The 25,936-nt window shown below is 29.7% G+C and carries 30 protein-coding genes; 26 read left to right on the forward strand and 4 right to left on the reverse strand.

Annotation, left to right across the window (positions count from 1 at the left end; all coding sequences use genetic code 11):
- The first annotated feature begins 198 nt into the window (after positions 1-198).
- The 4 genes from KQI88_RS08145 to KQI88_RS08160 all read left to right on the forward strand — a co-directional run bounded on the left by KQI88_RS08145 (position 199) and on the right by KQI88_RS08160 (position 3,011).
- Complete coding sequence (locus KQI88_RS08145) at positions 199-969, forward strand: DUF2087 domain-containing protein (RefSeq protein WP_216416110.1); 771 nt, start codon at positions 199-201, stop codon at positions 967-969.
- Positions 970-998: 29 nt separating this feature from the next.
- A complete protein-coding gene (locus KQI88_RS08150) occupies positions 999-1,871 on the forward strand; it encodes a GNAT family N-acetyltransferase (RefSeq protein WP_216416111.1) in 873 nt (290 codons plus the stop codon).
- Between the two features lie 164 nt (positions 1,872-2,035).
- On the forward strand, positions 2,036-2,542 hold the full coding sequence (locus KQI88_RS08155) for a helix-turn-helix domain-containing protein (RefSeq protein ID WP_216416112.1): 507 nt from the start codon (positions 2,036-2,038) through the stop codon (positions 2,540-2,542).
- A 97-nt stretch (positions 2,543-2,639) separates the two neighbouring features.
- Positions 2,640-3,011 carry a DUF4180 domain-containing protein gene (locus tag KQI88_RS08160; protein WP_216416113.1) on the forward strand — a complete coding sequence of 124 codons (372 nt, stop codon included), beginning with the start codon at positions 2,640-2,642 and terminating at the stop codon, positions 3,009-3,011.
- 168 nt (positions 3,012-3,179) lie between these two features.
- Here KQI88_RS08160 and KQI88_RS08165 read toward each other — a convergent pair whose 3' ends face one another.
- Entirely contained in the window at positions 3,180-4,592 is a 1,413-nt protein-coding gene (locus KQI88_RS08165; protein ID WP_216416114.1) for a pyridoxal phosphate-dependent decarboxylase family protein, read from the reverse strand.
- A gap of 97 nt (positions 4,593-4,689) precedes the next feature.
- Between KQI88_RS08165 and KQI88_RS08170 the strand changes: the two genes are divergently transcribed.
- Positions 4,690-6,093, forward strand: coding sequence for an aminotransferase-like domain-containing protein (locus KQI88_RS08170; RefSeq protein ID WP_246579205.1), 1,404 nt, complete (start codon positions 4,690-4,692; stop codon positions 6,091-6,093).
- Positions 6,094-6,137: 44 nt separating this feature from the next.
- Here KQI88_RS08170 and KQI88_RS08175 read toward each other — a convergent pair whose 3' ends face one another.
- Complete coding sequence (locus tag KQI88_RS08175; protein ID WP_216416116.1) at positions 6,138-6,722, reverse strand: LysE family transporter; 585 nt, start codon at positions 6,720-6,722, stop codon at positions 6,138-6,140.
- 117 nt (positions 6,723-6,839) lie between these two features.
- Here KQI88_RS08175 and KQI88_RS08180 point away from each other — a divergent pair, with 117 nt between their 5' ends.
- The 19 genes from KQI88_RS08180 to KQI88_RS08265 all read left to right on the forward strand — a co-directional run bounded on the left by KQI88_RS08180 (position 6,840) and on the right by KQI88_RS08265 (position 22,129).
- Positions 6,840-7,394: a helix-turn-helix domain-containing protein gene (locus KQI88_RS08180; protein ID WP_216416118.1), complete on the forward strand. Its 555-nt coding sequence runs from the start codon at positions 6,840-6,842 to the stop codon at positions 7,392-7,394.
- Positions 7,395-7,460: 66 nt separating this feature from the next.
- Positions 7,461-7,652 (forward strand): DUF2975 domain-containing protein, encoded by a 192-nt coding sequence (locus KQI88_RS18670; RefSeq protein ID WP_408629722.1) that lies wholly within the window; start codon positions 7,461-7,463, stop codon positions 7,650-7,652.
- 9 nt (positions 7,653-7,661) lie between these two features.
- Positions 7,662-7,742 carry a hypothetical protein gene (locus tag KQI88_RS18460; RefSeq protein ID WP_330656181.1) on the forward strand — a complete coding sequence of 27 codons (81 nt, stop codon included), beginning with the start codon at positions 7,662-7,664 and terminating at the stop codon, positions 7,740-7,742.
- Positions 7,743-8,085: 343 nt separating this feature from the next.
- Positions 8,086-8,406 carry a CGGC domain-containing protein gene (locus KQI88_RS08190; RefSeq protein WP_216416120.1) on the forward strand — a complete coding sequence of 107 codons (321 nt, stop codon included), beginning with the start codon at positions 8,086-8,088 and terminating at the stop codon, positions 8,404-8,406.
- A 92-nt stretch (positions 8,407-8,498) separates the two neighbouring features.
- The gene (locus KQI88_RS08195) at positions 8,499-9,095 is read left to right on the forward strand and encodes a bifunctional transcriptional activator/DNA repair enzyme AdaA (protein ID WP_216416121.1); all 597 of its coding nucleotides are present in this window, start codon (positions 8,499-8,501) and stop codon (positions 9,093-9,095) included.
- Positions 9,096-9,179: 84 nt separating this feature from the next.
- Positions 9,180-9,653, forward strand: a complete 474-nt coding sequence (locus tag KQI88_RS08200; protein WP_216416123.1) for a methylated-DNA--[protein]-cysteine S-methyltransferase — start codon at positions 9,180-9,182, stop codon at positions 9,651-9,653.
- A gap of 606 nt (positions 9,654-10,259) precedes the next feature.
- Positions 10,260-10,994, forward strand: a complete 735-nt coding sequence (locus KQI88_RS08205; RefSeq protein WP_216416125.1) for an AraC family transcriptional regulator — start codon at positions 10,260-10,262, stop codon at positions 10,992-10,994.
- Between the two features lie 94 nt (positions 10,995-11,088).
- Positions 11,089-11,982 carry a DMT family transporter gene (locus KQI88_RS08210; RefSeq protein WP_216416128.1) on the forward strand — a complete coding sequence of 298 codons (894 nt, stop codon included), beginning with the start codon at positions 11,089-11,091 and terminating at the stop codon, positions 11,980-11,982.
- A 121-nt stretch (positions 11,983-12,103) separates the two neighbouring features.
- Positions 12,104-12,433, forward strand: a complete 330-nt coding sequence (locus KQI88_RS08215; protein ID WP_216416130.1) for a tRNA-binding protein — start codon at positions 12,104-12,106, stop codon at positions 12,431-12,433.
- 37 nt (positions 12,434-12,470) lie between these two features.
- Positions 12,471-12,791 (forward strand): SDR family oxidoreductase, encoded by a 321-nt coding sequence (locus KQI88_RS08220; RefSeq protein WP_246579233.1) that lies wholly within the window; start codon positions 12,471-12,473, stop codon positions 12,789-12,791.
- A 354-nt stretch (positions 12,792-13,145) separates the two neighbouring features.
- Positions 13,146-13,664 (forward strand): PadR family transcriptional regulator, encoded by a 519-nt coding sequence (locus tag KQI88_RS08225; protein ID WP_216416134.1) that lies wholly within the window; start codon positions 13,146-13,148, stop codon positions 13,662-13,664.
- Between the two features lie 6 nt (positions 13,665-13,670).
- Positions 13,671-14,243: a flavodoxin family protein gene (locus tag KQI88_RS08230; protein WP_216416136.1), complete on the forward strand. Its 573-nt coding sequence runs from the start codon at positions 13,671-13,673 to the stop codon at positions 14,241-14,243.
- Positions 14,237-14,914 (forward strand): NAD(P)H-dependent oxidoreductase, encoded by a 678-nt coding sequence (locus KQI88_RS08235; protein WP_216416138.1) that lies wholly within the window; start codon positions 14,237-14,239, stop codon positions 14,912-14,914. Before KQI88_RS08230 ends, KQI88_RS08235 begins: the two co-directional genes overlap by 7 nt.
- Before the next feature lie 193 nt (positions 14,915-15,107).
- The gene (locus KQI88_RS08240) at positions 15,108-15,875 is read left to right on the forward strand and encodes an alpha/beta hydrolase family protein (RefSeq protein WP_216416140.1); all 768 of its coding nucleotides are present in this window, start codon (positions 15,108-15,110) and stop codon (positions 15,873-15,875) included.
- A 203-nt stretch (positions 15,876-16,078) separates the two neighbouring features.
- Complete coding sequence (locus KQI88_RS08245) at positions 16,079-17,413, forward strand: S41 family peptidase (protein WP_216416142.1); 1,335 nt, start codon at positions 16,079-16,081, stop codon at positions 17,411-17,413.
- Between the two features lie 163 nt (positions 17,414-17,576).
- Positions 17,577-18,251, forward strand: a complete 675-nt coding sequence (locus tag KQI88_RS08250; RefSeq protein ID WP_216416143.1) for a response regulator transcription factor — start codon at positions 17,577-17,579, stop codon at positions 18,249-18,251.
- Positions 18,248-19,282, forward strand: a complete 1,035-nt coding sequence (locus KQI88_RS08255) for a sensor histidine kinase (protein ID WP_216416145.1) — start codon at positions 18,248-18,250, stop codon at positions 19,280-19,282. The genes KQI88_RS08250 and KQI88_RS08255 overlap by 4 nt, the downstream gene beginning before the upstream one ends.
- 212 nt (positions 19,283-19,494) lie before the next feature.
- Positions 19,495-20,259, forward strand: a complete 765-nt coding sequence (locus tag KQI88_RS08260; RefSeq protein WP_216416146.1) for an ABC transporter ATP-binding protein — start codon at positions 19,495-19,497, stop codon at positions 20,257-20,259.
- Positions 20,246-22,129, forward strand: coding sequence for an FtsX-like permease family protein (locus tag KQI88_RS08265; protein WP_216416148.1), 1,884 nt, complete (start codon positions 20,246-20,248; stop codon positions 22,127-22,129). Before KQI88_RS08260 ends, KQI88_RS08265 begins: the two co-directional genes overlap by 14 nt.
- 112 nt (positions 22,130-22,241) lie before the next feature.
- On the opposite strand, the gene KQI88_RS08270 is transcribed toward KQI88_RS08265, so the two are convergent.
- Positions 22,242-22,931 carry a YjjG family noncanonical pyrimidine nucleotidase gene (locus KQI88_RS08270; RefSeq protein WP_216416150.1) on the reverse strand — a complete coding sequence of 230 codons (690 nt, stop codon included), beginning with the start codon at positions 22,929-22,931 and terminating at the stop codon, positions 22,242-22,244.
- Positions 22,932-23,281: 350 nt separating this feature from the next.
- On the opposite strand from KQI88_RS08270, the gene KQI88_RS08275 reads away from it, so the two are divergent.
- On the forward strand, positions 23,282-23,971 hold the full coding sequence (locus tag KQI88_RS08275; protein ID WP_216416152.1) for a cyclic nucleotide-binding domain-containing protein: 690 nt from the start codon (positions 23,282-23,284) through the stop codon (positions 23,969-23,971).
- 297 nt (positions 23,972-24,268) lie between these two features.
- On the opposite strand, the gene KQI88_RS08280 is transcribed toward KQI88_RS08275, so the two are convergent.
- Entirely contained in the window at positions 24,269-24,691 is a 423-nt protein-coding gene (locus tag KQI88_RS08280) for a pyridoxamine 5'-phosphate oxidase family protein (RefSeq protein WP_216416154.1), read from the reverse strand.
- A gap of 130 nt (positions 24,692-24,821) precedes the next feature.
- Between KQI88_RS08280 and KQI88_RS08285 the strand changes: the two genes are divergently transcribed.
- Positions 24,822-25,754: a helix-turn-helix transcriptional regulator gene (locus KQI88_RS08285; RefSeq protein ID WP_216416156.1), complete on the forward strand. Its 933-nt coding sequence runs from the start codon at positions 24,822-24,824 to the stop codon at positions 25,752-25,754.
- The last annotated feature ends 182 nt before the right edge of the window (positions 25,755-25,936 follow it).

The following is a 25,936-nucleotide window of genomic DNA, read 5'->3' on the forward strand; positions in this document are numbered from 1 at the left end:
CAATTGAAATACCTAATCCGTGTTATTTCCTCTTTGCCCCTAACTACTATGTTAGAACCAAAGAACTTAATTTTAAGCATCAAAGGATTACGTATAAACAAATAATGCATATGTTTGCTTATGCATAGACAAATTCTCAAAAACAACGTATAATGTAAATAAAATAAATAGTATTCATATTGAAAGGAATTGAGTTTTATGGATATAAAATCAAATGAATTATTTTGGAGTGCCACAATAGAAGAGCTAAAAAGTGGTTTGGCAGAGAATGACCAAGAATATAGATGCATAATTTGTGAAGAGGTATTTCAAAAGGGGCGTATATATGAAATAAATTCAGAATTATATGATGCAAGGAAGACAGCAGAATTTCATATAGAATCAACCCATTATTCAATGCTTGGATACTTATTGGGGATGAATTCTGCTTTTACAGGATTGTCAGATATACAGAGAGAAGTACTAACTCTTATATCGCAAGGGCTATCTGATAAGGAGGTTGCTGCAAAGCTTGGAGTTGCTCAATCGACTATTAGAAATCATCGTTATAAACTAAGAGAAAAAGAAAAACAAGCAAAATTATTTTTAGCTTTGATGAGTCTGCTTTCAGAAAATACAAATAAAAAAATTAATAAGTTGGATAAAGATATTATATGTGATGCTCATAAAACAGCAACAACTTTAGATGATAGATATAATATTACTGATAAGGAGAAAGAGGATATTCTTAAAACGTATATTGATGAAACAGGAGCATTGAAAAGCTATCCTGCTAAAGAAAAAAAGAAAATTATAGTATTAAAAGAGATAGTTAAGAATTTTTCTAAAGGAAAGACTTATTCAGAAAAAGAAGTTAATAGACTTTTAAAAAGAATATATGAAGATTACGCAACTATAAGAAGGGCGTTAATAGAATACGGATTTATTGAAAGAACAAATGACTGTAGTAGTTATTGGGTAAAGGAATAAATGACGAGTATTAAAAAGGGGGTGGGAGCATGATTAAAAACTATTTAGAATTAAATAAATTTGAAGTAGAGAAGTTGATTCAGTTTATAAATAGAAATAAAACAAATAAATTATCTTATGAAGATATGGATAAACAATTCAAATCTGACGAATTTGATTTTGGTAGAGGAGTTATTTTAAAGATTAATGAAGAAGATATTATTGGAACCGCATCAATAGTATTAAAAGAATGTAATAAAAAAGGAATAGCCTATTTAACTAAGTTAGATATTAATGAAATCATAGAGGATAAGAGGGCAGTTATATGTGAGATAATAGAAGAATCTAGGAACATAGCAAAAAAATATGGATCACGGGAATTATTTTTAGGAACAATGGATGATACAATAATTAAAATCTTAAATACTCTAAATATAGAGAAGAAATATTCGGCGATAAGGATGACTTTAGATGATAGAAGAGTTAAATATTCACCATTAAATCTAGTAAAGTTATCAGAGCATAATAAGAAAGAATACTTAATGATTTATAATGATGCATTTAAAGAAGTTCCCAATGGAGCAACGCTAACAGAGAGTGAGATTGATGAATATATCAAAAAGGCAGATGAAAATAATTGCTATTACATAGCTACAATAAATAATGATATGGTAGGTTTTTTGCAGTTTAATATTGAACGGGGCGTGGGTGAATTTGATTTAGGTTTAATTAAAGTGGCTAGAGGAAAGGGATATGGAAAGTTGCTTTTAGAAACTGCCATTAGTTTTTTGAATTCAAAGAAAGTAACAGAAATTAGCTTGATTGTTATAACAAAAAATATCCTGGCTTATGATATGTATAAAAAAAGAGGGTTTAAAGAAAGCAAATTAGTTAGTGATTGGTTTCAAATTGATTACGAATAAAGCCTACGAATAATAATTTCGTAGGCTAATTATTTTGTACAAAAAGTTGAAATTAATATCAATAAAATACAATAAAGTTAAATAAAATACAACAAATTGATTGACTATGGAAAGAAAATTTATTATAATTTGACAATAAAGTAATTAAGAAAGGATAAAATTTTATGGAGAATAAGTTTTATACAATAGATCAAATCGCAGAATTGCTAGGTATGCATCATAAAACTATCAGAAAATTTATAAGTGAAGGTACACTTGGAGCGAGTAAGGTTGGAAAACAGTGGAGAATTTCAAGACATGACTTAAATATTTTTATGGAAAAAAATAATGTTAGAATGGACAATGAAAAGGTAGAGGAAGAGTTAAATATTGAGCACTCTAATGCGGGAGAAGGGGCACAAACCATATCACAGCGAATAAATGTATCAACTGTGGTAGATATTAATGGAACCGAAAAGGATGAATATATAAGAATATCAAATACAATCATAGCTATAGCGAATTGCAAAGACCAAGAAATGGGCAAATCAACCACTCATCTAAAATATGATGAAAAAGATAAAAGATTGAGGGTAATTCTTTGGGGAAGCGTGAAATTTACAGAGAACATGTTAAATGTAATTACAATGATTACTGAACAAACAAATATAACGAGGGAAGTTGGATTATAATAAATAAATTAAGAGTTAATAGAACATATGAGGGTTTTAAAGAGTGTGAGTAAGAATATAGTGTAAAAAAAGACTAATCATTAATTGGAGGACGATTATGAAAATAACTACGATAAAAGAGAATGATATAGAAATTGCTATTGTAAATAGTAGCGAGATACTTATAACTGATGTTCAATCGGCACTGGATTTTATTGCAACAGTAAACTTTGAAGTAGGTTGCAATTGTATAATTTTGAATAAATCAGCAATGTGTGAGGACTTTTTCCACTTAAAAACACAACTTGCAGGGGAAATTTTACAAAAGTTTATTAATTATCACATGAAAATTGCGATAGTTGGTGACTTTTCTGTGTATTCAAGTAAGAGTTTGAAAGATTTTATGTATGAGAGTAACAAAGGGAAGGATATGTTTTTCCTATCAACTGAAAAAGAGGCTGTTGAAAAATTAGTATTGGTTAACTCATAATATTAGTATAATTTAGAAACAAAATGACTGCGGTTTTTTGCCAGACATATTGATAAATACTGGTATTATAAGTATTGCTATATCAGCCATAAAAATCATTTGGGTTATGATAATGTTCTTACATTGGATCATAACCCAAATAAAAAAGAGATTCGAATAAATAAAAAATTAGAAGTGGCTTTCGCTTTTGTTTGCAAGTCTTAATATTTCTTTTGCTGAGATTTCAATATCCTCATAGGTTGTTTTATAAGAACTCACACTGATTCTCATTACTGACTTGCCATTAGCTTTTGCTCCGCCAAGCCAACAAACTCCAGATTCCTGAACAGCTTTTATTAATAATTCAGTTTCTTCATCTGATTTAAATCTTACTAATACTTGATTGAAAACAACTTCATTTAGTATCTCTAGTCCACCGGCTCGAAGCAATTCAGCAAAATAAATTGCCTTCTGATGAAGTTCCCAGACTAATTCAGAAACTCCATTTTTACCTAATCCTTTTAACGTTGCCCATAAATCAATGGCTCTTGCTCTTCTAGACATTTCTGATGTATATAACATACCATCCCTATTATCACTGAATATTATATAGGATCCTGTCATATGCATAGAATTAATAAGCATTTCTTTATGCTTACATAAAATAATCCCATTATCATAGGGTGCACTTAATGTTTTATGAGCATCAACTGACCATGAATCGGCTAATTGAACATCTTTAGTAATATGATTAAACTTTTCATTGGCAGCCGCCCAAAGCCCAAAGGCCCCATCTACATGAACCCAGGCACCTACTTCATTTGCCTTCTTACAAATTGCGCTAAAATCATCAAATGAACCTGAATTAACATTACCAGCCTGTAAAATTAGTAACGTTTTATTATCTAATTCTGGTATTTTATCAATTCTTATTCTCTGTTGTTCATCAGCAGGTACCTTAATAAGTGTATTATTTCCAAGCCCAATGATTGAAAGTGCTTTATAAACTGTAGAATGAGCTCCTTCTCCTATAACAATTTTAATCTTAGGAGCATTAATTAATCCATTTTTTATAGCATCATAACCTAAATTCTTTAATAAAAAATTTCTACCGGTAGTTAATCCTATTATTGTTGCAGTGGAACTCCCACTTACAAAACCAGCAACTGTTTCATTTGGAAGCCCTAATAAATCTTTTAACCACTTTTCTGTAACCTCTTCTATCTTAGATGTTACTGGAGAAAGTACATACATTGCTGGATTTTGATCCCAAGTATCCGTCAGCCATTTAGTTGATAATGCCGACGGAAGAATTCCTCCGTTAACGAATCCAAAATATCTTCTACCAGTTTGTGCAACAGTTGCTGGAGACCCATAAGTATTAAGTTGATTTAAAATGTTCATAGTACTTTGAGGTTGGTCATTTAATTCCTCATCGAAAACCTTTAGATTATCAATTGCTTCTTGATCTGGATAGACCCTCATATTATCAACTTTGTTAGCATAGTTAACTGCCATTTCATGGGCTAAATTTAAATCTTCTACAAAATTATGATTTCTAATTTTTTCAAGTATTGCACTTTTATAAAGAGTATTTCTCATATTATCCCTCCTTTATTCTGGTACAATTTTAGTATATAATTACAATATAATTAATACAATCGTGCAATTGTATGGAATACAATATGGGAGTGAAATTATGGTCAATTACTATGGCAATGAAATTACATGGGTTCCTAAGCTAGAAGAGCCAAACAAGCCCATTTATATATTGATAGCTGAAAGCATTGAAAAAGACATTAAAGATGGCAAATTGAAGAGCGGTTTTAAACTTCCTCCTCAACGTATTATTGCTAACTATTTAGGTATTAATCATAGTACAGTAACTAGAGCCTATAAACTTTGCGAAGAGAGAGGCTTAATAAAAGGTGTAATTGGTAATGGCACGTTTGTAAGTAGCACAGCAGGTGTACCTGTAGATTTATTATCTGATTATAAAGACAATAATATTATTGAAATGGGTATGACCCTCCCACTATACGAAGTTAATAAACTGATTGAAACTAATATAAGTGAACTCTTTAATTCTTTTGATTATGATATTATCCTTAAATATTCATCACCAGAAGGGAATGTTAAGCATCGATATATCGCCTCAAAATGGCTAGAACAGTATAAGATTAATAGTACTCTTGATGACATTATAATCACTTCTGGGTCACAAAATGCTCTGGCAGTAATACTAATAAGTTTGTTCAATAAAGGGGATCGAATCATAGTCGATGAACTTACATATACGGGCTTAAAGAGTCTAGCAAAGCTTTTAGGTATTATATTGATTCCTGTTAAAGGAGATCACTTTGGAATTGACATTGAAGAATTAAACAAAACCTGTAAAAGAGAAAATGCAAAAGGAATTTATTTGATTCCCGATTGCCATAATCCAACATCTATAACATTAAGTGAAGAAAAAAGACAAATAATAAGTGAGATAATTACCAAATATAATTTGTTATTAATTGAGGATGGGACCTTTAGCTTCTCTGTAGAAGAAAAACTAAAACCGATGAGTTCATTAATTCCAAATAATAGTATTTACATCCATGGGACATCAAAAGCATTGAACCCAACCTTCAGAATTTCATATATCGTATCACCCCCAAATTATATAAAGCAACTGCAACATTGCGTACACAGCTTGACTTGGATGCCTTCTCCTTTTACATCTGAATTAGTATCACTTTTACAGACCACATCAAAGTATAATGAAATTGTAGATGCAAAATTGAAGATACTTAAAGAAAGAAACAAAATACTTGATACTACGTTAAATGAATATAACGTATTACCTTCTAACACATCATTATTTAGATATTTAATCCTTCCAAACAAGTGGGATGATACTAATATCGAACGTCTTTGTCTAGAATCAGGAACTCAAGTTTTTTCGTCAAAAAGATTTTCAATAGGTACTGATGCCCATCACAATGCTATTCGAATATCTGTAAGTGCTCCTAAAAGTTCAGACGAGCTAAAAAAAGGGCTCCAAATATTAAAGGATATTCTAACATCATACGAATATAGATTCGAGCCTATACTATAGTGTATTAGATTTTATTATTTTTTGATTTTAAAAATAGTTATTAACTAAAGAAGCAATGAAACTGCACAATAGACAAGTAGCATTGACATAACAATATTAACGGCTTTATAATTTTTCACAAGAAATTTTTGGAATATAGAGCCAAACAATGCCCAGCAGCAGGTTCCTACAAAGCCAACAAAAGCAAGAATTACAGAAAAACTTGCAAGCATAAATACAGATTTGTAATATGGTACGATAAATGTTGAAATGGTTGCAAGGCTATAAATGATAACGCTGGGATTAACAAACTGCAAAAGTAGTCCGGATAAAAATGTGTTTGTACGTTTTTGTGTTTTTTCCTCACTACGAGGTTTGCTCTTGTAGGTTTGCCATGCAAGCCATAGTATATAGGCTGCACCAATATAAGCCATAATTGATTTGATTGATGGGATAAAATCGTAAAGCGCCACACTGAAAATACTGCTTAGAGCAAATATAATAAAGACACCAAAGAATACGCCTACATTAAACATTATGCTTTTCTTAAATCCGTATAGACTTGCATTTGACATTGATATAATAGTATTGGGTCCGGGCGCAAAGTTTGCAACAAGGATATAGGATAAAAACGCTGCTAAATTTGTCATAGATATTTACCTCCTAATTATTGTATTGTATAATATACGAAAAGAACAATATATCATACTGCGCAGTATAATGATACTATTTGTGCATTATACTGTCAATGGATTGGAGGTTAAATTTTGGAAAAACTTAATTTTATTATTGCTGAGAACCTAAAAAGGTTTCGTGCAGAAAAGACACTTAGCCTTGACAATGTCTCAAAGCTGACTGGTGTAAGCAAAAGTATGCTTGGTCAGATTGAACGGTGTGAAGTAAACCCTACTGTGTCAACGTTATGGAAGATTGCAAATGGGCTTAAAATATCATGTACCCAACTTATGAGTATGCCTGAGGCTGACTTTGAAATCGTAGATAAGTCTCAAGTGCAGCCACTTGTTGAGGATAACGGCAGGATCAGAATATTTCCTATGTTCCCATTTAACAGCGCAACGCGGTTTGAAATGTATTCCATTGAGATTGATGATGGGGGTTATCTATCTTCAGAAGCTCACCAACAAGGTACACAGGAATTCATCACTGTATTTTCCGGCAAACTTACTATTAGTATAAATGGTGAAGATTTTGTTGTAACAGCGGGTAATTCCATACGGTTTAAGGCAGACAGTCCTCATGCTTATAAAAATACCGGCGATATAATTTGCTCATTAAGTATGGTTATTTACTATCCAATATAGAATTTTACTTGGCTTATTAATAAGGCTAGGATAATGTAGCTTAATTATGGGTAAATATTTTGTGCTATAAGTGTAACAGTACTCTATATTATAGGGATTTTTTATCTTAGCATAGAAAATGCACTACCTCCTGGGTTGTTTTTATTAGGATTAATAATTATTCTTGTTGCATTTATTATCTCCATATTTGTAGCAGTACTTAAAGCACTACTTATAAAGGTGGTTGAAACTAAAAATGAAAATGATTTTACAATATAAGGTTACAATATGGCTAATATTTCTATTCTTAAAAATGGAAAGGATAAAGCTATAAGGTTAACTACCTTAGATCCAATATGCAAAGCTTGAGATTGCCAACCAGGAGGTATATTAGAATATATTGAGGATTATAACTAAATTTAGTGCAAAGATTTTATAGATGCTATATATTGTGTAAAGATTAAAAAGCAGTGGATTCTTACTATAAAAATCTACTGCTTTTTTATATCAACGACCAAATACATCCTACTTACTTTACGAGTTAAGTCGATACGATGAACAGTACCATAAATGACATAGACTCTTTTGAGTACCTGAAATACCTTAGTGAAAACACTTAAAATTAGATAGCAAAATACGGGAAGATTTATACTTTTAGTAATGCTAGAATCAAAATATAAAATAAATTTTTACGAGGAGTGGAATTATAATTATGAGTAAAATTGGCATTATTAATTGTTATAACGAAAGTAAGGAATGTACTAGCTTCGGGTGCTTTAAAGCCTTTAATGAAAGAGTAGCAGCTTTTGAGAATTATGATAAAGATTCGGAAATAATATGTTTTGTTCACTGTAATGGTTGTAGCCAAGATTCTATAGATCAGGTGTTAGATAGAGCAAATAGAATGAAAACAAAGGGTGTGAATACTATACATTTAGCTACATGTATAAAGCTTAAGTGTTCTTTTTATAATCAGTTTATTGATTCTCTAGATAAGGAGTTTAATATAATAGGTTATACACATGATATTTAGTAAAAATTAAATTATAAGATTAGAAATGTATATAGCATAAGTTTAGTTATGAGCTTAGAACCCTATAATAATTATGTAAATGCTTTTAGGAGATGGTAATTATACAAGGAAACATAGTAGTATCTGAAGATGAGAAATGGAATGCAGTAATAAGTTGTAATAAGTATTATGATGGGTTATTTTACTATGCTGTGAAAACAACAGGTATTTTTTGCAGACCATCATGTAAAGCTAAGATACCACTGAAAGAGAATATATTGTTTTTTAATAGTGTAGATGATGCCATCAAAGAAGGTTTCAGACCATGTAAATTATGCAGGCCTGATATAAAGGAACATAATTTTGAACCGAATAGAGAATTAATTGAAAAAATAAAGGAAAAGTTAATCCAGAATTATAATAAACCAATTAATTTCAGGTTTATTTCAAAGGAATTTGGTGTTAGTATTAGTCATTTAACAAGATTGTTTAAAGAATATACAGGACTAACACCTAACGAATATGTATCACAAATAAGAATAAATAAAGCGATGCAGCTTCTAAGTAAAAGTAATGATACTATTTTAGAGATTGCATACGATGTAGGGTTTAAAAGCCTTTATAATTTTTATAAATGTTTTAAGCAAAATACAGGTATTGCTCCTAAGGAGTATAGAAAAAGAAATAGTATAAATGAGATAAAAGTATAAATGAGATAAAAGTATAAATGAGATAAAAGTATAAATGAGATAAAAGTATAACAGATGATAAAAATTTTATTAAGAGGTGTTTGTATGATTAAAAAATATTATGGTTATTATAATTCACCTATTGGCATATTAGAAATAATTTGCTCTGAAGATTCAATACTATCAGTTATGTTTGTGGAGCAAGAAAAGTCCGTGATGAATAAAGCAAATGAAATATTAGAAAATACTATTACTCAGTTAAATGAATATTTTAATGGAAGTAGAAAAGCATTCGATTTAGAGGTTTCATTAAATGGGACTGATTTTCAAAAGAATGTATGGAATGAACTATTGAAGATTTCTTATGGGGAAACCTTATCCTATAAGAACTTAGCGATTAGGGTTGGAAATGAAAAAAGTGTTAGGGCAGTGGGAAGTGCAAATGGTAGAAATAAAATATGGATAATAGTACCTTGTCATAGAGTTATTGGAACTAATGGAAGTTTAACTGGATATGCTGGTGGCATAGATAAAAAGCAATGGCTTTTAAACCATGAGAAGAATATACTATCGATTTAGAAATATTATAAAGAAAAGTAAAGTTAAAAAGGATGACTGATTTACTGAGGCCAGTCATTCTTTTTTATATTATATATTATTAACATATTAGACGGATAGCAATTATAGTTGGAGTAGCTTGCTTTCAATTATCTCTATATCTATAATTACGATAGTATGCTATAACTTGAATCATAATCTTGTTATACCAAGTACTATTCATCAACTATTCAATTATTTTTTCGCTATTAAAGCTGGGAATATGCTGCATAACTTTACGATTATAGCTTTATTATATTTAATATTTGCAGTAGTTTTAGTAAATTATAAAGGATTTTTATATAAACAACAAAACAGATTATTCAATAATAATGCTTAAAAAAGTCTACGTTATATCTGTTACGGTGAACCGTACCATAAGTGATTGCGGTTTTCTTTGTAACCTAGTGATATCAATACTTACGACGAATAATACTTTAATAATGTATATAATAGTTCTTTAAGATATGAGTATTATATAGTGTAAATTAAAGAATGAATAGCTTTTAAATAGGATATCATTTTTAAAAGAGCAATTATACTATTTATTATAGAAAAAAGCAATTAAAGAGGTTGGGTGATGAAACTATGCAATCAAATAATTTATTATGTGAAACGAGGACATATATAGAAAAAACTTATGCACATAATCATTCTTATAGTCAGTTAATACTTCCACTACAGGGTAGTTTATCTATAAAAACAGATAAGTATGAACTAAGCTTAGATGAAAAGCATTTGTTTTTTCTACCACCTAAATGTTATCATTCATACTGCTCAAATGGTATAAATAAGTTTTTAGTACTTGATATTCCAAGAGAAATTAGTTTAGCTTTATTAGCAGATACGTTTAAGTGTGAAATGCATCAGATTCTGGATGATAGATGGAAAGCAATAAGATATCTTCTGCATGAAGAAGCGCAAAATCCAAACGGAAGAAGACTATATGATTTAGTGAACTATGCTTGTAGTTTTCTACTCGATGAAGTAAGACCTATTTCGATACAGTATATTCATGATAATTTTCAGAATCAAATATCAATCGATAAATTAGCAGCAATTGAAAATTTTAATGTATCTTATTATATTGAATGGTTTAATAAAAAAACTGGGATGACACCGAATGCATACATTCAAAAACTAAGATTAGAAAAAGCTAAAGAATATTTGATAGGTACAGAGCTAAGTTTACTTATGATTTCACAACTTGTTGGATATAAGCAACAATCATCCCTTACTAGACTATTTATAAAGCATCAAGAATTATTACCAACTGCGTATCGTAAAAAGTACCGAGAAATAGACAAAAACTCCTCAATTTAAGTAAAGAACTTTGTGCTTATACATTTTATAATGATTGTAATGACTTAGATTTTAAAGTCTAGAGTCTATATAAATGTATTGGGAGGATAAAATTATGAAACAATCGAATATAAAAGCACAAGTGTTCGTGCTAATGGCAGCGATACTATGGGGAACCACAGGTTCTACACAAGCTTTTGCTCCAGAAAATGCTACACCAATTGTAATTGGTGCACTGCGTATGGCAATAGGGGGGACAGCTTTATTTTTGGTGGCAAAACTAAGAGGAGCATTTAAAACAAAAATTAAATTAGATAAAAAATTACTATTAATAGCATCTATATGTATGGCAGCTTATCAACCTCTATTCTTTTTAGGAGTATTCAAAACAGGTGTTGCACTTGGTACGGCTTTAGCATTAGGAAGTTCACCTGTTTTTTCAGGTGTTATTGAATATTTTATGGGGGAAAAACTTAGTAAAAGGTGGATTGTAGGTACTATAGTATCCATTATTGGATGTACTTTACTTTTCGCTGGGCAAAATTCTATGAATATGGACATATTAGGCTCGATTTTATCCTTAGGAGCAGGATTATCATATGCAGTATATGTAAAAGTATCACAAAAGTTATTTCAGAATTTACGGAGAGATGCAGTTAATGGATTAGTATTCTTTATAAGTGCAGTTATATTATCACCTATTTTATTTATGAACGACTTAAGTTGGGTAATATCTACACGTGGAATTATGACAACGCTACATTTAGGGATAGTAGCAACTGCTTTAGCATATACTTTATTTGCTTATGGACTTGTTAATATTTCAACACCTAAGGCTGTTACTTTAACATTAGCAGAACCACTTACTGCAGCTATTCTTGGAGTGGTTGTGTTTAATGAAAATCTGACATGTGTTTCTATGTTCGGTGCTTTATTTTTATTTTGTGGATTAATAATAAATTCTTACCCAGAAAAAGAAAAGGTAAAAGATAAAATAAGAGCACTGTAAATCTAAATCCTAGGACTAAGTTTAAAATACTATAGTTATAGTATATGTAAAACAATATTTTGTTTTGTTATAGTATGACATTATTTATTAAATATGTGTAGAAGAAGGAAGGAGATAGAATATGGCTACATTTGATGATTTTTTGAAGTTAGATATTAGAGTAGGAAATATTATTAAAGTAGAGATTTTTGAAAAAGCTAGAAAACCTGCATATAAACTATGGGTTGATTTTGGTGATGAAATTGGTATAAAGAAATCAAGCGCTCAAATAACTGAATGCTATAGAAGGGAAGATCTGATTGACAAGCAAGTTTTAGGAGTAGTAAATTTCCCACCAAGACAAATTGTTGATTCCATGTCAGAAGTATTAATATTGGGAGTATATGGGGAACAAGGAGTTGTATTAATTCAACCAGAACAGCCTGTTAAAAAAGGTGATAAATTAGGCTGATTTACATGGTTATATTATGAAACTAAAAAAGTCAGGAATGAACATAAAAAAGATTAATAGCAAATCACTAGTTTGTCTAAGATTTGGCTTTTGCAAAGTTTATTTATGTACTACTAAAGGCGGAGTACTTATGCTTACAAAAGCATTAGCGACTAAATGGGCTAAACATGGAATTACTATTAATGCAATAGGATCAGCATATTTTGAAAGTGAGGTGACTGAAAAAACAATTGGTAGCGATGAATTTGGTAAAATTGTAAAAGCATATTGTCCTATGGGTAGAATAGGAAGACAAGGAGAATTAGATGGTGCACTAATATATTTTGCATCTGATGCTTCTAGTTACACAACAGGATAATTGTTACAAGTTGATGGTGGTTGGACAGCAATTTAAGTTACAAAGTATACAATTAAAAAGATGGCTCTTGTGCTTGCAAGAATCATCTTTTTTTAATTTCATTTTTTTATATTTGTTTACCTAATTAAATAAAAGAGTTAGATATTAAGTAAGATTAAAATATAAATATAGTGAAAATATTAGACTATGTATTTATATTTAAAGATAGATGTTTTTCTATTTAAAGACAAAATCTATATAAAAGTTTTAGAAATTCCATATTATAGTTGCTTTTATTCTATATATCTATATAATATATCAATACGATATATTATATAGATATATAGTGATAAAAACTAAAAAGGAATGATAAGAGTGATAAAATTTATGATTTTAGGTTTTCTAACCTATAAAGAGTCAACAGGATATGACATAAAGCAAGCAATGATTCAGAGTACTTCAAACTTTATGAATGCAAGTTTTGGAAGTATTTATCCTGCACTAAATAAATTAGAAAATGATGGATTAATAAGCTCAACAAAGGTTATAGAAAATGGGAAATACAAAAAGATATATACTATTAATGAAATTGGAGAGGATATATTTATTAAATGGCTAGAAGAGCCTATAGACTTTATGAGATCCTATGAAGATATCCTTGTTAAAATATTTTTTTATGAAAAACTTCCAAAGGAAAAGGCTTCAAAGCTTATAGAACAACTGATCGAAGATATTAATGGAAAATTAGAAGAACTCAGAAAACTTGAAACTGAAATTAAGCACAAAGCAGGGTATTTTGAGGTATCAACACTTTACTTTGGAATAGATCATCTAAAATTTATGGTTGGTTGGTACGAAAAATTTTTAGATGATTTAAATAAAGATGGGAGGTAGTTGTAAATGAAAGCATTAATACTTAACGGTGCATTAAAAGAAGACAAAAGCATGGCAACAATAAATAAATTTACTGAAGAGATACTTATTGAACAAGGCTATGAAGTAGAATCTATATTGCTCCATGAAAAGAAAATAGGAGAATGTATAGGCTGCTTTGGTTGTTGGATAAAATCTCCTGGAGTTTGTGTAATAGACGATTATGGACGGATACTTACAGAAACTATTATTAACAGAGATATTGTAATTTATCTTACTCCTGTCGTATATGGAGGATATTCATCTGAGTTGAAAAAAGCTGTAGATAGAATCATTCCCCTACTTCTTCCCTTTTTTAAAAAAATTAATGGAGAAGTACATCATAAAGAACGGTATAAAAGCTATCCAGATGTAATTGTATTAGGAATAATGCCACATGAAGATAATGAGATGGAAGAAATATTTAATAGTCTTATTAAGAGAAATAGCTTAAATTGGTACAATTCTTTTAGTGGAGGCACCATAAAGAATATTTTAGGAAAGGATATTAAATACCAATTAAAAGAAAAATTAAATGTTATGGAGGTAAGAACATGTTAAGGGAAAAAAAGGCTTTGCTATTGATAGGAAGCCCTAAATTAAAGAAAAGCGCCTCTGAATCCTTGGGAAGCTATTTGCTTGAAGGCTTATATAAAAATGGGTATAAATGTAACAAGCTCCATATAATTTCTATACTTAAAAATGATGTAGAAGAACTTTTTGATAATGTTAATGATGCTGATATACTTATAGTTTCTTCTCCTTTATATGTAGATAGTTTGCCATCACCATTAATTAAGGCTTTTGAGCTTATAGGTGACAATAGAAAGGAAAGGGAAAGTGTAAAAAAACAAAGTATGATATCTATTGTAAATAGTGGGTTCCCTGAATCTTTTCATAATGATACTGCCCTTAAGATATGTAAAAATTTTGCAGATAAAGCTGATTTTGATTGGCTTGGGGGACTTGCTATGGGAGGTGGTCCTGCAATAAATGGTATGCCCATTAAAGATTTAGGTGGTATGACTAGAAATATAGTGAAAGCCCTAGATATGACTATAGAATCAATAACTAATAATAAAAGCATCCCTTTGGAAGCTACTGATATGATGTCAAGTAAATTAATACCTATATGGCTATACACATTAATTGCCAATAGAAGTTGGAAAACTCAGGCTAAAAAATTTAATGTACATAAAAGCCTATACGCAAAGCCCTATATAAAGGGATAAAGAATATCACAGCTCTATTTTGATAGTTAAACCTTAAGTGTGTTACACTTCTTATACCAAGTCATATATTGACAGTGTTGCAGCTTTAATTATGGTATAATACTGTTGCCACTATAGATATATAAAGTATTATAGGTGATAAAGTTTGTGATATAAAAGAATATAAACTAAATTTTGATAGGGGGAAATGCATATGGTATGGTCTATTTTTCAGTATGAAAATAGTTTTATTACAACTACAAGGGAAGAAATTAATGGAGTTCCATGCTTAAAGTTTAGACCTAAGGGATATAAAGGTTTATTGCCAACAGTGATTTATTATCATGGATGGCATTCGAGTAAGGATTTTAAAAGATTTCAAGCATTAGTAATTGCTAGCCATGGATATCAAGTAATTGTACCTGACGCTCTATATCATGGAGATAGAGATCCTATAGACCATGATGATCCACAGAATTTAGATAGATATTTATGGGAAATAATATTTCAAAGTGTTAAGGAATCCAAGAGGTTTATCGAGCTAATTGTCAATAATCATGAAGCAGATCCCACAAGGATTGGAATTATAGGTAACTCAATGGGAGCAATTAGTGCTGGAGGAGTTTTTATTAATAATCCTGATTTGAAATGCCTTGTTGGACTTAATGGAACTTTTGCATGGCAAGAAGCTATTAAAAGAAATGATTTACCAACAACTAGCCAAGATAATAAAGAACTAATAGAATACTATGATCCTATGAACAACGGAGATAAAATAAAAGAAAGAGCTATTTTAATGTTACATGGTGATGATGATACTTCATTACCGATTGATAATCAAAGGTTATTTTTCAAAAAAATGCTTCCGCTATACATTAAAAATCCAAATAAATTTGAATTTATAGAAGTTCCTAAATTAAATCATTACACAACCACAGGAATGCTGGAAAAGGCAATAATATGGTTTAAAGAACATCTATAAACTTGGCTATTTATATAATTTTGTATAGATACAAAACAATAATAAAAAAGGGATTATAAGGATGAAGAAAACTGACTGAGGTTTTCGGCAAGACTCTGGGATGAGTCCGTAAGCCATCATTTCACTATCTATAGTATTTACAATGAGTATAGTATCTGGAAATTCACTTATGAAATAATTTTAAAGGAGTGAAATAAAGGATTATGAACAAGAAAAAGGGTAAAATTATTGGAATAACATTGGGTTGCATAGTGATTTTGTTAGGTGGAATCTTTTTGTATGGATATTATAACATGCCTCTTATTGAAGTACACAAACCTAAACCTTATCAGCCTAGTGGAGAAGTAATTTTAAGCAAAGAACTAAATGAGCTAGAGGTAAAGGCGGATGTAGAACAGATGATAGAAATTATGGAAAGTACACATCCGATTTTTTTAGAGGGAGAAACGGAAAAATATAAAGAAGCTAAAGATAGGTTTGTACATGAGACAAATAGAAATATGACAGTAGATGAATTTAGATTTTCTGTTAGCAGATACTTATCCTCCATCCAGGATGGACACACAGGACTGAGTTGGAGAGAAATGAAGTTTTTGGACATAAATTGGAGATATTTAGATGGTCAATTGATTCTATTTGATGATAATAATAAATCAACAAGTAAAATTGTAACAAAGATCAATGGTGTTGACATTCACAATATAATTAATACAGTAAAAGAACTTTTCCCTGCAGAAAACTATGTAGCTGAAAGCATAAATTATAGTATTTACTCAAAGAGCGAGGAAGTATTAGAATATTCAGGGGTTGATTGTACAAAAGATATAGTTGTAACCGTCATGAGTGGAACTTCCGAAGAAGATATACAAACAAAATTACACTATAGGGATAACATATATCCTATGGATTATGAAATCTCAAGTCAAAAAATAGATGATAATACTATATATGTAAAGTTTGAGATTTGTGAATTGAATGAAGATCTAAATAAGGTTACAGAAGATTTAAAACAGGCTATTGATGCTGGTATAGAAAATGTAATCATAGATGTAAGGGATAATCCGGGCGGAGCTTCAAGAGCGAGTAATATGCTTCTGGATTCGGTGAAAATAAAACCGGGTCACTTTGGATCTATAATAAGGTTTTCGCCATTAGCGCAGGAGCGATATGGTTACTTGAGAAAAAGCGGGTTTATATCATATGACAGGAGTAATGATGTAGTACGGAATGAAGATATAAATCTATATATACTTACAAACGAGCAAACTTTTAGCTCGGCTCAATGGCTTGCTACATGGGTGAAGGACGGAGAGCTAGGTACTATCGTAGGACGTCCCAGTAGAAATATGCCTTCTTCCTTTGGGGACGTGTTACAATTTCAATTAAAAAACTCAAAGTTGGATGGTCAAATTTCATATAAGAAATGGACTAGGCCGGATGAAACCAAAGATGGCGAACGAGTTTTAGAACCGGATGTCTATGTGGATTATTCAGAAGACGCATTAAGTAAAACCATAGAACTGATTAAATCAAAGTAGAAAAAATAAAAGAAATATTATAAGTGAATAAAGCTATGTTAAAATCCTCTATTGCAAATAATGTTAGCAATTTGCAATAGAGGATTTTACTATATTTACTATATTTTATATGCCAAATAGTATAATATAAAAATATAATAGTTACAAATTGTGAGGTGAAATTATGTACAAAATACTTATAGTGGAAGATGATGATGCCCTTTGTAGTAAAATAAAAGATAGAATTTTAAAATGGGGTTATCATACGATTTCGATTGGAAATTTTGAAAATATTTTAGAGGAATTCGCCAAATATAATCCTCATTTAGTGATTATGGACATAAATTTGCCCTATTTTGATGGATTTTATTGGTGTAACAAGATTAGAGCTATATCTAAAGTCCCTATTATATTTCTATCATCCAGAGATAACAATATGGATATAGTAATGGCGATTAATATGGGAGGAGATGACTTTGTTACAAAGCCATTTTCTATGGATGTTTTATTAGCAAAAATTCAGGCTATAGTTAGGAGAACCTATTCCTATGGAGAAAATGAAGGACAAATAATAGAATGTGAAGGAGCCATTTTAAATATAAACGATGGAACAATGACCTTTAATAATGAAAAAGTAGAGCTTACTAAAAATGAGTTTAGAATATTGTATTTGCTTATGAAAAATAGAGGAAAAATAATATCAAGGACGAGAATTATGAGGGTTTTGTGGGAAAATGAGTATTTTATAAGTGAGAACACATTAACAGTAAATGTAAATAGACTTAGGAAAAAACTTGAAGATATAGGATTAAAGAATTTCATAATCACTAAAAAATCTCAAGGATATATGATACAATGAGTTTTTTAAAATATATAAAAGATTTATTTTGGATAATCCTATATTTTTTAATAGTAGTTCTGATTATAGATTTAATACTTATAAGTAGTGTAAATATAAATAAATCTATAAGTGATATTTTATATATGAATATACTTATATTTTTTGTCTCCTTAATATTTTTATTGATAGGGTATGTAAAATGGAGAAAGGATTATAAGAATTTAAGAAACGCCATTTATAAGGGGGAATCTATTGATATATTAGATTGCCAAGGTGATAAACTAGAACAAGAACTTATACGAAATATAATAAACTTTAAAAATGAAGAAAAATTAAAAGAAGTAAAAAAGTTAAAGGAGGATTTAGAAGAGATCAATGATTATATAACAAAATGGGCCCATGAAATTAAAATACCTATATCTGTGTGTGATCTCATAGTTGATAAAATTGGGGAAGAAGAAGATTTATATAATATTTCAGAGGAGTTAAGACAGGAACTAGAAAGGATAAAATTTCTTACTAATCAAGTTCTATATATCAGCAGAGTTTCAAGTTATTCAGAGGATCTTACAATAGAAGAAGTAAATCTAAAGGCTTTAGTAACAAATGTGATTAAAAACAATATGAATTTTTTTATAAATAAAAATATAGAGTTAGAAATGCAGAATTTAGATTTTAATATATTAACGGATAAGAAATGGGCTTCCTATATATTAGAGCAAATAATAAATAATGCTTGTAAATACGTGGGTTTACAAGGTAAGATTCAAATTTATGCAGAGGAAAATGAAGAAAGTATAAGACTTTTTATAAAGGATAATGGAATGGGCATACCTCAAAAAGATGTAGGAAGAATTTTTGATAGAGGCTTTACAGGAGATAATGGACGGAAAACCACAAAATCTACGGGAATGGGCCTTTATATATGTAACAAAATAGCTTCAAAATTAAATCATAAAATAGAAGTATTTTCTAAGCAATCACAATATACAGAGTTTGTAATAACTTTTTATAATATATCAGATTATTTCAATGTGACAAATATGTAATATGAAGGTTCATATTGTCACCATAAGTGATGGAATATATATAATGAAAATATTAAAATAATAATAAGCAGTAAAGTTAAATTCTCTCTTAAACTAAGAGAGAATTTTTATTGTGAATACAACAAGGTTCCCGGGACCCATCAGCAATCTTTGATTGCGTTGATGGGTGGGTTTCTTATTATAATGTATAATTAAAAAACGGGGGTTATAATATGAATTTAGTACTTGAAACTAAAAACTTAAAAAAAGAATATGGTTCAAAGGGAATGGTTTTTACAGCTGTAGATAATATAGACCTTAATGTCTACAAAGGTGAATTTCTAGGGATTATGGGACCATCAGGAGCGGGGAAAACTACACTTTTAAATATGTTATCCACTATTGATAGACCTACCTCTGGAGAAATATATTATGAGGGTAGCAATATTGGACAGATGAAAAACAGAGAACTTTCTATATTTAGACGAAATAATGTAGGTTTTATATTTCAAGATTTCAATCTATTAGATAGCATGTCCGTTGAAGACAATATAGCACTACCCCTTGCTCTTTCAAAGGTCGATAGCAAAGAAATAAAAGATAAAGTAAAAGATTTGAGCAAGTTTTTTGGATTAGATGATCAGCTTAGGAAATATCCCTATCAATTGTCAGGAGGACAAAAACAAAGAGTAGCAGCGGCAAGGGCCCTTATAACTTCTCCATCTGTAGTATTTGCCGATGAGCCTACTGGAGCTTTAGATTCAAAGTCTTCTTCAGAGCTATTACGATGTTTTTCTAGGATGAATCAAGAATTTAATACAACTGTTATTATGGTAACTCATGATGCCTTTGCGGCAAGCTATTGTAAGAGGATTTTAGTAATAAAGGATGGAAAAATCCATGCCAAGTTAGATAAGGATGAAACAAGAAAAGAATTCTTTAAGAGGATTCTTGATCTGCTGGCATCTATGGGAGGTGGAGTGGATGAACTCATTTAAAATAATTTTTATGAATTTTAAGCAAAATATAAAGACTTCTCTACTATATTTATGTGCAATGATATTTTCTGTAGCCTCTTATTATAACTTTTTATCCATGCGGCACAATCCTCAATTTTTAGAAGCCCAGGAAGTATCGAGTTATGTGCAAAGTGCCTCCTTTAGTGCTTCTATGCTTATGGTAATGTTTTTAATATTTTTTATAGTATATTCCAGTAACTTTTTCTTAAATCAAAGAAAAAAAGAAATAGGCGTATATGCTTTTATGGGTATCGACAATTATAAAATAGCCTTTATATTTGCCTCAGAAGGATTATTGCTTGGTACATTATCAGTAATTATAGGTCTAGCTATCGGTATCGTATTTAGTAAATTATTTATGATGATGATTGCGAAAATAGCACTTTTAAATATTACTATTGAGTTTTTTATATCTAAAAAAGCTGTTTTTAGTACTATAATTGTCTATTCAGTTATTTTAGGTATTACCTTTTTAAAAGGATATTTTCAGGTCATCAGAACTAATTTAATAGATTTGTTAAACTCATTAAAAAAAGAAGAAGAATTGCCTAAGATTAATTACTTTAAGGGAATAGCATCAATAATTATAATCGGTATAGGATATTATATTGCAATAAATTATGAAATACTAGGTTTTGGTAATACATTAATGGTTACAATTCTTCTTACTATTTGGGGAACCTATTGGATGTTTAATTCTTTTTTCTCCATAGTTATAAGGTATTTTATAAATAAGAAAAGTTTTTTATATAGGGGCACAAACATTATAAGCATATCTAATATAGCTTTTAGAATAAAAAATAATTACAAAACCCTTGCGGCGGTAGCCATTTTAATTACAACAAGTATAACTTCCTTTGCCACAGTAAGCTCCCTTAGATACTTTGCAGATCATAATCATAAAGTAGAAGTCCCTTATACCGTCAGCTATGTTTCTGATGATGAAGATATTATAGAAAAGGTAGATAATATAATAGAAGCATCAAGTCATAATGTACAGCTTACGGAAAGGGTTAATTTTTTATATGTACCAATAACTGAAAACTTACAAAGTGCTGATCAGGTTGTAGTAGTAAAGCTATCGGATTTTCAAAATATAATATTGGATTTAGAAGTAGAAAATAAGGAAAAAATAATACCTAAATTTAATCTTTCAAAGGGTGAGGCAGGTTATGTGCATAAACCTGGGACAGCAATAAGTATCCTAGATCTAAATAATATTAGAATAGGAGATATGGATTTTAATATAAGAACTGATATTAAAGTTCCGCTTTTGGGCGCAGGAATACCTTATCCTTGTATAGTTGTTGATGATGATGATTACTTACAACTAAAATCCTCTTTTGAGGAGAAACAGTTTAATGGGATTATACTAGATAATGAAGAGAATACTAAGGATTTAACTATGGAATTAGCAAATGCAGTACATCCTGGGGAAATCAGCTTATATACTTATTATGTGGCCGGAGCAACATTTTATGATATGGTGGGGATTGTTTATTTTGTAGGAGGCTTTTTAGCCCTTGTATTTATATTTGCTACTGGAAGTATTATCTATTTTAAGATTTTAAGTGAGTCCTTTAGAGATAGAAACAAATACCAAATACTTAAAAAAGTAGGTACTACAGATTTAGAAATATCTAATTCAGTTTCAAAACAGGTTGGTATATTTTTTATATTACCTTTAATAATAGGCTCAATTCATAGTATAGTTGCTATTTCAGTATTGGGTAAAGTAATGGAGTATAGTTTTATTTTACCAACAGCTATAAGTATAGTTATATTTGCATTAGTATATGGAGTGTTTTATTTATTTACTACAAGGAAATTTATAACAGTAGTTAAGTAATATCTTAGAGAGTTATTTATATTTCCGTTTTTATAGTTTTGGGAGCATTTATAGATTTGTTTACATAGATCTATAAATGCTCCCAAAAATCTAGGTATTACATAATTTATATCTATTTTTCAAGTATATCCTTAAGCTCCATCAGATTAGAAATCTCATAGGTAGGTTTTATTCCAGTTTTATTTGCAATTTTATTAGGATTAAACCAGCAGGTATCTATACCAAAATTTATTCCACCTTGTATATCAGATGTTAAGCTGTCTCCTACCATCAATACCTTGCTCTTGTCAATATGCTTTATATTGTTTAAAGTGTGTTCAAATATTTTAGGATCTGGCTTTGATACTTCAACCTCCTCGGATACTACTATATCCTCAAAGAATTTTGCTATAATAGATTTTCTTATTCTATTATCCTGAACATCTGTAAGACCATTAGTAATTATAGTAAGCCTATAATCTTTATGCAGGCTTTCCACAAGATTTATAGTATCGTCATATAAAAAAGATGCATTAGATAAATGCTTCATATATGATTTTGCAAATGCAGTCTCATCAAATCCAGCATTTAATTTATCTGACAATCTTTTAAATCTTTCTACCTTTAATTTCTTCTGAGTAATAAGTCCATCCTCAAACTCCTTCCATATGGCCATATTTATATCCGTGTATATTTTTAAATGATGATTTTCATCATATTCTATATCAAATTCAAGCATAGTATTTTTAAAAGCATCTCTTTCAGATTTTTTAAAATCGAATAAAGTCTCATCTGCATCAAATATTATAATCTCGTACTTCATAATAATCTCCTCCATATAGCCAGTTTTTTAATTATAGCAAACAAACTTCTTTATAAGAAGGCTCTAGACTGTTGAATAATTCAACAAGTTTAGGCATTTTCGCTTAATTTAAGATTTTCTTATCTTTCTTTAACCTATTAACCGACATTCCAAACAATCCAAAATACTCTACCAAGCTAGATATTACAAGTTGGCTAAATAAACTTACCTCTATAGCAAGTATAATACCATTTATAAGAGCTAGGCTTTTATACGTATATAAATCTCTCCTATGCTTTACAATACTTTATAAATAAGATATTATATTTATATAAATTTGCACATGACATATGTCATGTTAAGGAGGATTTATGAAAAAAATTTTGAACAATGACCTTTTAAACCATTATATTGTTAAGCATAATATAGAAAACATATTTGATAAAGATATATTAGAATATGCACAACTTCATTTTTATCAAAAGAATGAATATATATTAGAGGCAGAGTCTAATCTTGAATACTACTATCTGCTTGTAGACGGGAAAATCAAAATTTCTTATCTTTTTGAAAACGGTAAATCAATGCTTTTAAAGTTTTATAAAGAATTTAATTCAATAGGAGATTTAGAGCTTTTAAAAAACATTCCTATACTCTGTAACATTGATGCAATAGAAGATACTTATTTGATAGCAATACCTTCAGATATACTTAGAACAAAATTTTTAGATAATCTAAAGTTTTTACACCATTTAATAGACTCTTTAAGCGAAAAGCTTTATGCAACCATTAATAATAGTTCATATAACTTTGTATATCCGCTTATAAATAGACTGTCCAGCTATTTAGTTGAGCATATAACAGATAAAAACTATATAATTTTAAGTTCATCATTCTTAGAAATTGCTCAATTCTTAGGAACAACCTATAGGCACTTAAATAGAACCTTTAAAGAGCTTGAATCAAAATCAATTATAAAATGCGACAATAAAACAATATATATATTAGATGAGAGTAGACTTCGAGAATTATCTAAAAACTTGTATATAAAATCCCTATAATGTTAGAACATCGTAAAAAATATGAGTAAACAATTTTACGAAGATGTAGTTGTAAACAATGACAAGATAGTATGTGAAGATGATATTTTTATAAATAGCATACGAAATTATATATAATAAATTGATTTATTAGTAAAGCAGCTGCCCGACTACCTGTAAAAGTTAGTCGGGCAGTTCTTATATACAGAGAGTCTTATCTACCTGAAAAGTATATAAAATGCAGTTGAAATTATTTAGATACTTATAATTCTTGTAAAAAGTTAATTTTTGAAAAAAGTTAACTCAATTATTTTGAGATTATAGAGTTATATTCCCGTAGTGAGTAAAATCTAATGTCACCATAGCTTCTCTAAAATGAATTTCATAAAGAGCTAACTGACTTCCAACTTGTTCTATTGTCATTTCATAATCAGGAATTTTTTTACCAAATTCATCTTTTAAATCATATATTGTTAAATTACTTTTTTGAATTATTGCCTCAGTAACTCGAACGTGTTCATTCCCCTTAGTCGGAACAGTAGTAAATGCTACTGTATTGTTTTTAGAAAATTCGCCTACCTTTGGATTATCTCCAAAGGTTGAAAAATACACTACCCCTTTCTTTCTAGTATCATAATAGAAATTTACAATCCTAACATTTGGGATATTGTCTATGCAAGTTGCTAAAGCTATCTCACCTTGCTCTACCATAATCCTATTAAATTCTCGTAAAAAATCCATTTTTGTTCCTCCTTATAAATTTATTATGTCATAGAATACATTTTGTAATTTTAATATAGCACACAAACCTTGACACCATTATGTCAAGGTTATAAAATGAATGCATAAATAATTTTAAGGAGCTATGCAATTGAAAATAGATAGATTAATGTCCATAATTATGGTGTTGCTGAATTGTGAAAAAATCAGTGCAACAAAACTTGCTGAAATGTTTGAGGTTACACCTAGAACTATATATAGGGATATAGAAACAATATCTTTAGCAGGTATACCAATTATTACTCACACTGGTGTTAATGGCGGTATTAGCATAACACCTGAATATAAAGTGGATAAAAAATTTTTTACTACTTCAGATATTTCAACACTTTTAATGGGACTTGGAAGTATTTCAACAACTCTATCTCATAAAGAAATTATAGGTACACTAGAAAAAGTAAAAAGCTTACTTCCAAAAGAACAATTTAGGGATGTTGAATTAAAATCAAACCAAATAACCATTGACCTTACCACATGGATGGGTAATAAGAATTTCCAACCAAATCTTGAAAAAATAAAAAAAGCTCTAAATGACAGTAAGTATCTATTATTTGAGTATTATGGTTGTGGCAGAGAAAAAAGCAATCGTTGCATCGAACCTTATAAATTGGTATTAAAAGAAGGAAATTGGTATTTACAAGGTTACTGCACTTTGAGGAAAGATTTTCGTGTTTTTAAACTATCTCGAATTTCAAATCTTGAAATCTTAGATTCTACATTTGTACCACGAGAATTTCACGCAAAACCGTTGGATGGAACCGGGTGGATAGATAAAAGACTTATCACAATTAAGCTTTTAGTTGATTGGTCTCTTAGAGAACAAATCGTTGAACGTTGTGGGGAAGAAAATATCCAGCCTTATGGGAGTAATCAATTTATGGTTGATTTTCCATTTGTAGAAGATGACTTAGGATACAATATTTTGCTGGGGTTTGGAGATAAATGTGAATGTTTAGCCCCTGAAAATGTACGTAGAGAGCTTATCCATCGTATTAAAAAATTATCGAACATTTATGATAAATAATATTTATAAAAGAATATAATAGAAACTTGAATTTCAAAATATAATAGATACATTGTATATGGGAAAGTCTATGATTTTTCATTTATAATATGGCGAAACGTATCATAAATAATGTTAGTTTTTATTTAGGCATTAATTTATCTGTACCTTAAGTTATAATTAAAAAACCGAGATTATCCTCG

It is taken from the genome of Alkaliphilus flagellatus (assembly GCF_018919215.1).
GTDB classification, from domain to species: domain Bacteria; phylum Bacillota; class Clostridia; order Peptostreptococcales; family Natronincolaceae; genus Alkaliphilus_B; species Alkaliphilus_B flagellatus.

Excerpts from the sequence above, each read along its gene's own strand:
- KQI88_RS08145 (WP_216416110.1), top strand. The coding sequence starts at position 199 with ATGGATATAAAATCAAATGAATTATTTTGGAGTGCCACAATAGAAGAG.
- KQI88_RS08150 (WP_216416111.1), top strand. The coding sequence starts at position 999 with ATGATTAAAAACTATTTAGAATTAAATAAATTTGAAGTAGAGAAGTTG.
- KQI88_RS08155 (WP_216416112.1), top strand. The coding sequence starts at position 2,036 with ATGGAGAATAAGTTTTATACAATAGATCAAATCGCAGAATTGCTAGGT.
- KQI88_RS08160 (WP_216416113.1), top strand. The coding sequence starts at position 2,640 with ATGAAAATAACTACGATAAAAGAGAATGATATAGAAATTGCTATTGTA.
- KQI88_RS08165 (WP_216416114.1), bottom strand. The coding sequence starts at position 4,592 with ATGAGAAATACTCTTTATAAAAGTGCAATACTTGAAAAAATTAGAAAT.
- KQI88_RS08170 (WP_246579205.1), top strand. The coding sequence starts at position 4,690 with ATGGTCAATTACTATGGCAATGAAATTACATGGGTTCCTAAGCTAGAA.
- KQI88_RS08175 (WP_216416116.1), bottom strand. The coding sequence starts at position 6,722 with ATGACAAATTTAGCAGCGTTTTTATCCTATATCCTTGTTGCAAACTTT.
- KQI88_RS18460 (WP_330656181.1), top strand. The coding sequence starts at position 7,662 with ATGGCTAATATTTCTATTCTTAAAAATGGAAAGGATAAAGCTATAAGG.
- KQI88_RS08190 (WP_216416120.1), top strand. The coding sequence starts at position 8,086 with ATGAGTAAAATTGGCATTATTAATTGTTATAACGAAAGTAAGGAATGT.
- KQI88_RS08195 (WP_216416121.1), top strand. The coding sequence starts at position 8,499 with ATGGTAATTATACAAGGAAACATAGTAGTATCTGAAGATGAGAAATGG.
- KQI88_RS08200 (WP_216416123.1), top strand. The coding sequence starts at position 9,180 with ATGATTAAAAAATATTATGGTTATTATAATTCACCTATTGGCATATTA.
- KQI88_RS08205 (WP_216416125.1), top strand. The coding sequence starts at position 10,260 with ATGCAATCAAATAATTTATTATGTGAAACGAGGACATATATAGAAAAA.
- KQI88_RS08210 (WP_216416128.1), top strand. The coding sequence starts at position 11,089 with ATGAAACAATCGAATATAAAAGCACAAGTGTTCGTGCTAATGGCAGCG.
- KQI88_RS08215 (WP_216416130.1), top strand. The coding sequence starts at position 12,104 with ATGGCTACATTTGATGATTTTTTGAAGTTAGATATTAGAGTAGGAAAT.
- KQI88_RS08220 (WP_246579233.1), top strand. The coding sequence starts at position 12,471 with ATGAACATAAAAAAGATTAATAGCAAATCACTAGTTTGTCTAAGATTT.
- KQI88_RS08230 (WP_216416136.1), top strand. The coding sequence starts at position 13,671 with ATGAAAGCATTAATACTTAACGGTGCATTAAAAGAAGACAAAAGCATG.
- KQI88_RS08235 (WP_216416138.1), top strand. The coding sequence starts at position 14,237 with ATGTTAAGGGAAAAAAAGGCTTTGCTATTGATAGGAAGCCCTAAATTA.
- KQI88_RS08240 (WP_216416140.1), top strand. The coding sequence starts at position 15,108 with ATGGTATGGTCTATTTTTCAGTATGAAAATAGTTTTATTACAACTACA.
- KQI88_RS08245 (WP_216416142.1), top strand. The coding sequence starts at position 16,079 with ATGAACAAGAAAAAGGGTAAAATTATTGGAATAACATTGGGTTGCATA.
- KQI88_RS08250 (WP_216416143.1), top strand. The coding sequence starts at position 17,577 with ATGTACAAAATACTTATAGTGGAAGATGATGATGCCCTTTGTAGTAAA.
- KQI88_RS08255 (WP_216416145.1), top strand. The coding sequence starts at position 18,248 with ATGAGTTTTTTAAAATATATAAAAGATTTATTTTGGATAATCCTATAT.
- KQI88_RS08260 (WP_216416146.1), top strand. The coding sequence starts at position 19,495 with ATGAATTTAGTACTTGAAACTAAAAACTTAAAAAAAGAATATGGTTCA.
- KQI88_RS08265 (WP_216416148.1), top strand. The coding sequence starts at position 20,246 with ATGAACTCATTTAAAATAATTTTTATGAATTTTAAGCAAAATATAAAG.
- KQI88_RS08270 (WP_216416150.1), bottom strand. The coding sequence starts at position 22,931 with ATGAAGTACGAGATTATAATATTTGATGCAGATGAGACTTTATTCGAT.
- KQI88_RS08275 (WP_216416152.1), top strand. The coding sequence starts at position 23,282 with ATGAAAAAAATTTTGAACAATGACCTTTTAAACCATTATATTGTTAAG.
- KQI88_RS08280 (WP_216416154.1), bottom strand. The coding sequence starts at position 24,691 with ATGGATTTTTTACGAGAATTTAATAGGATTATGGTAGAGCAAGGTGAG.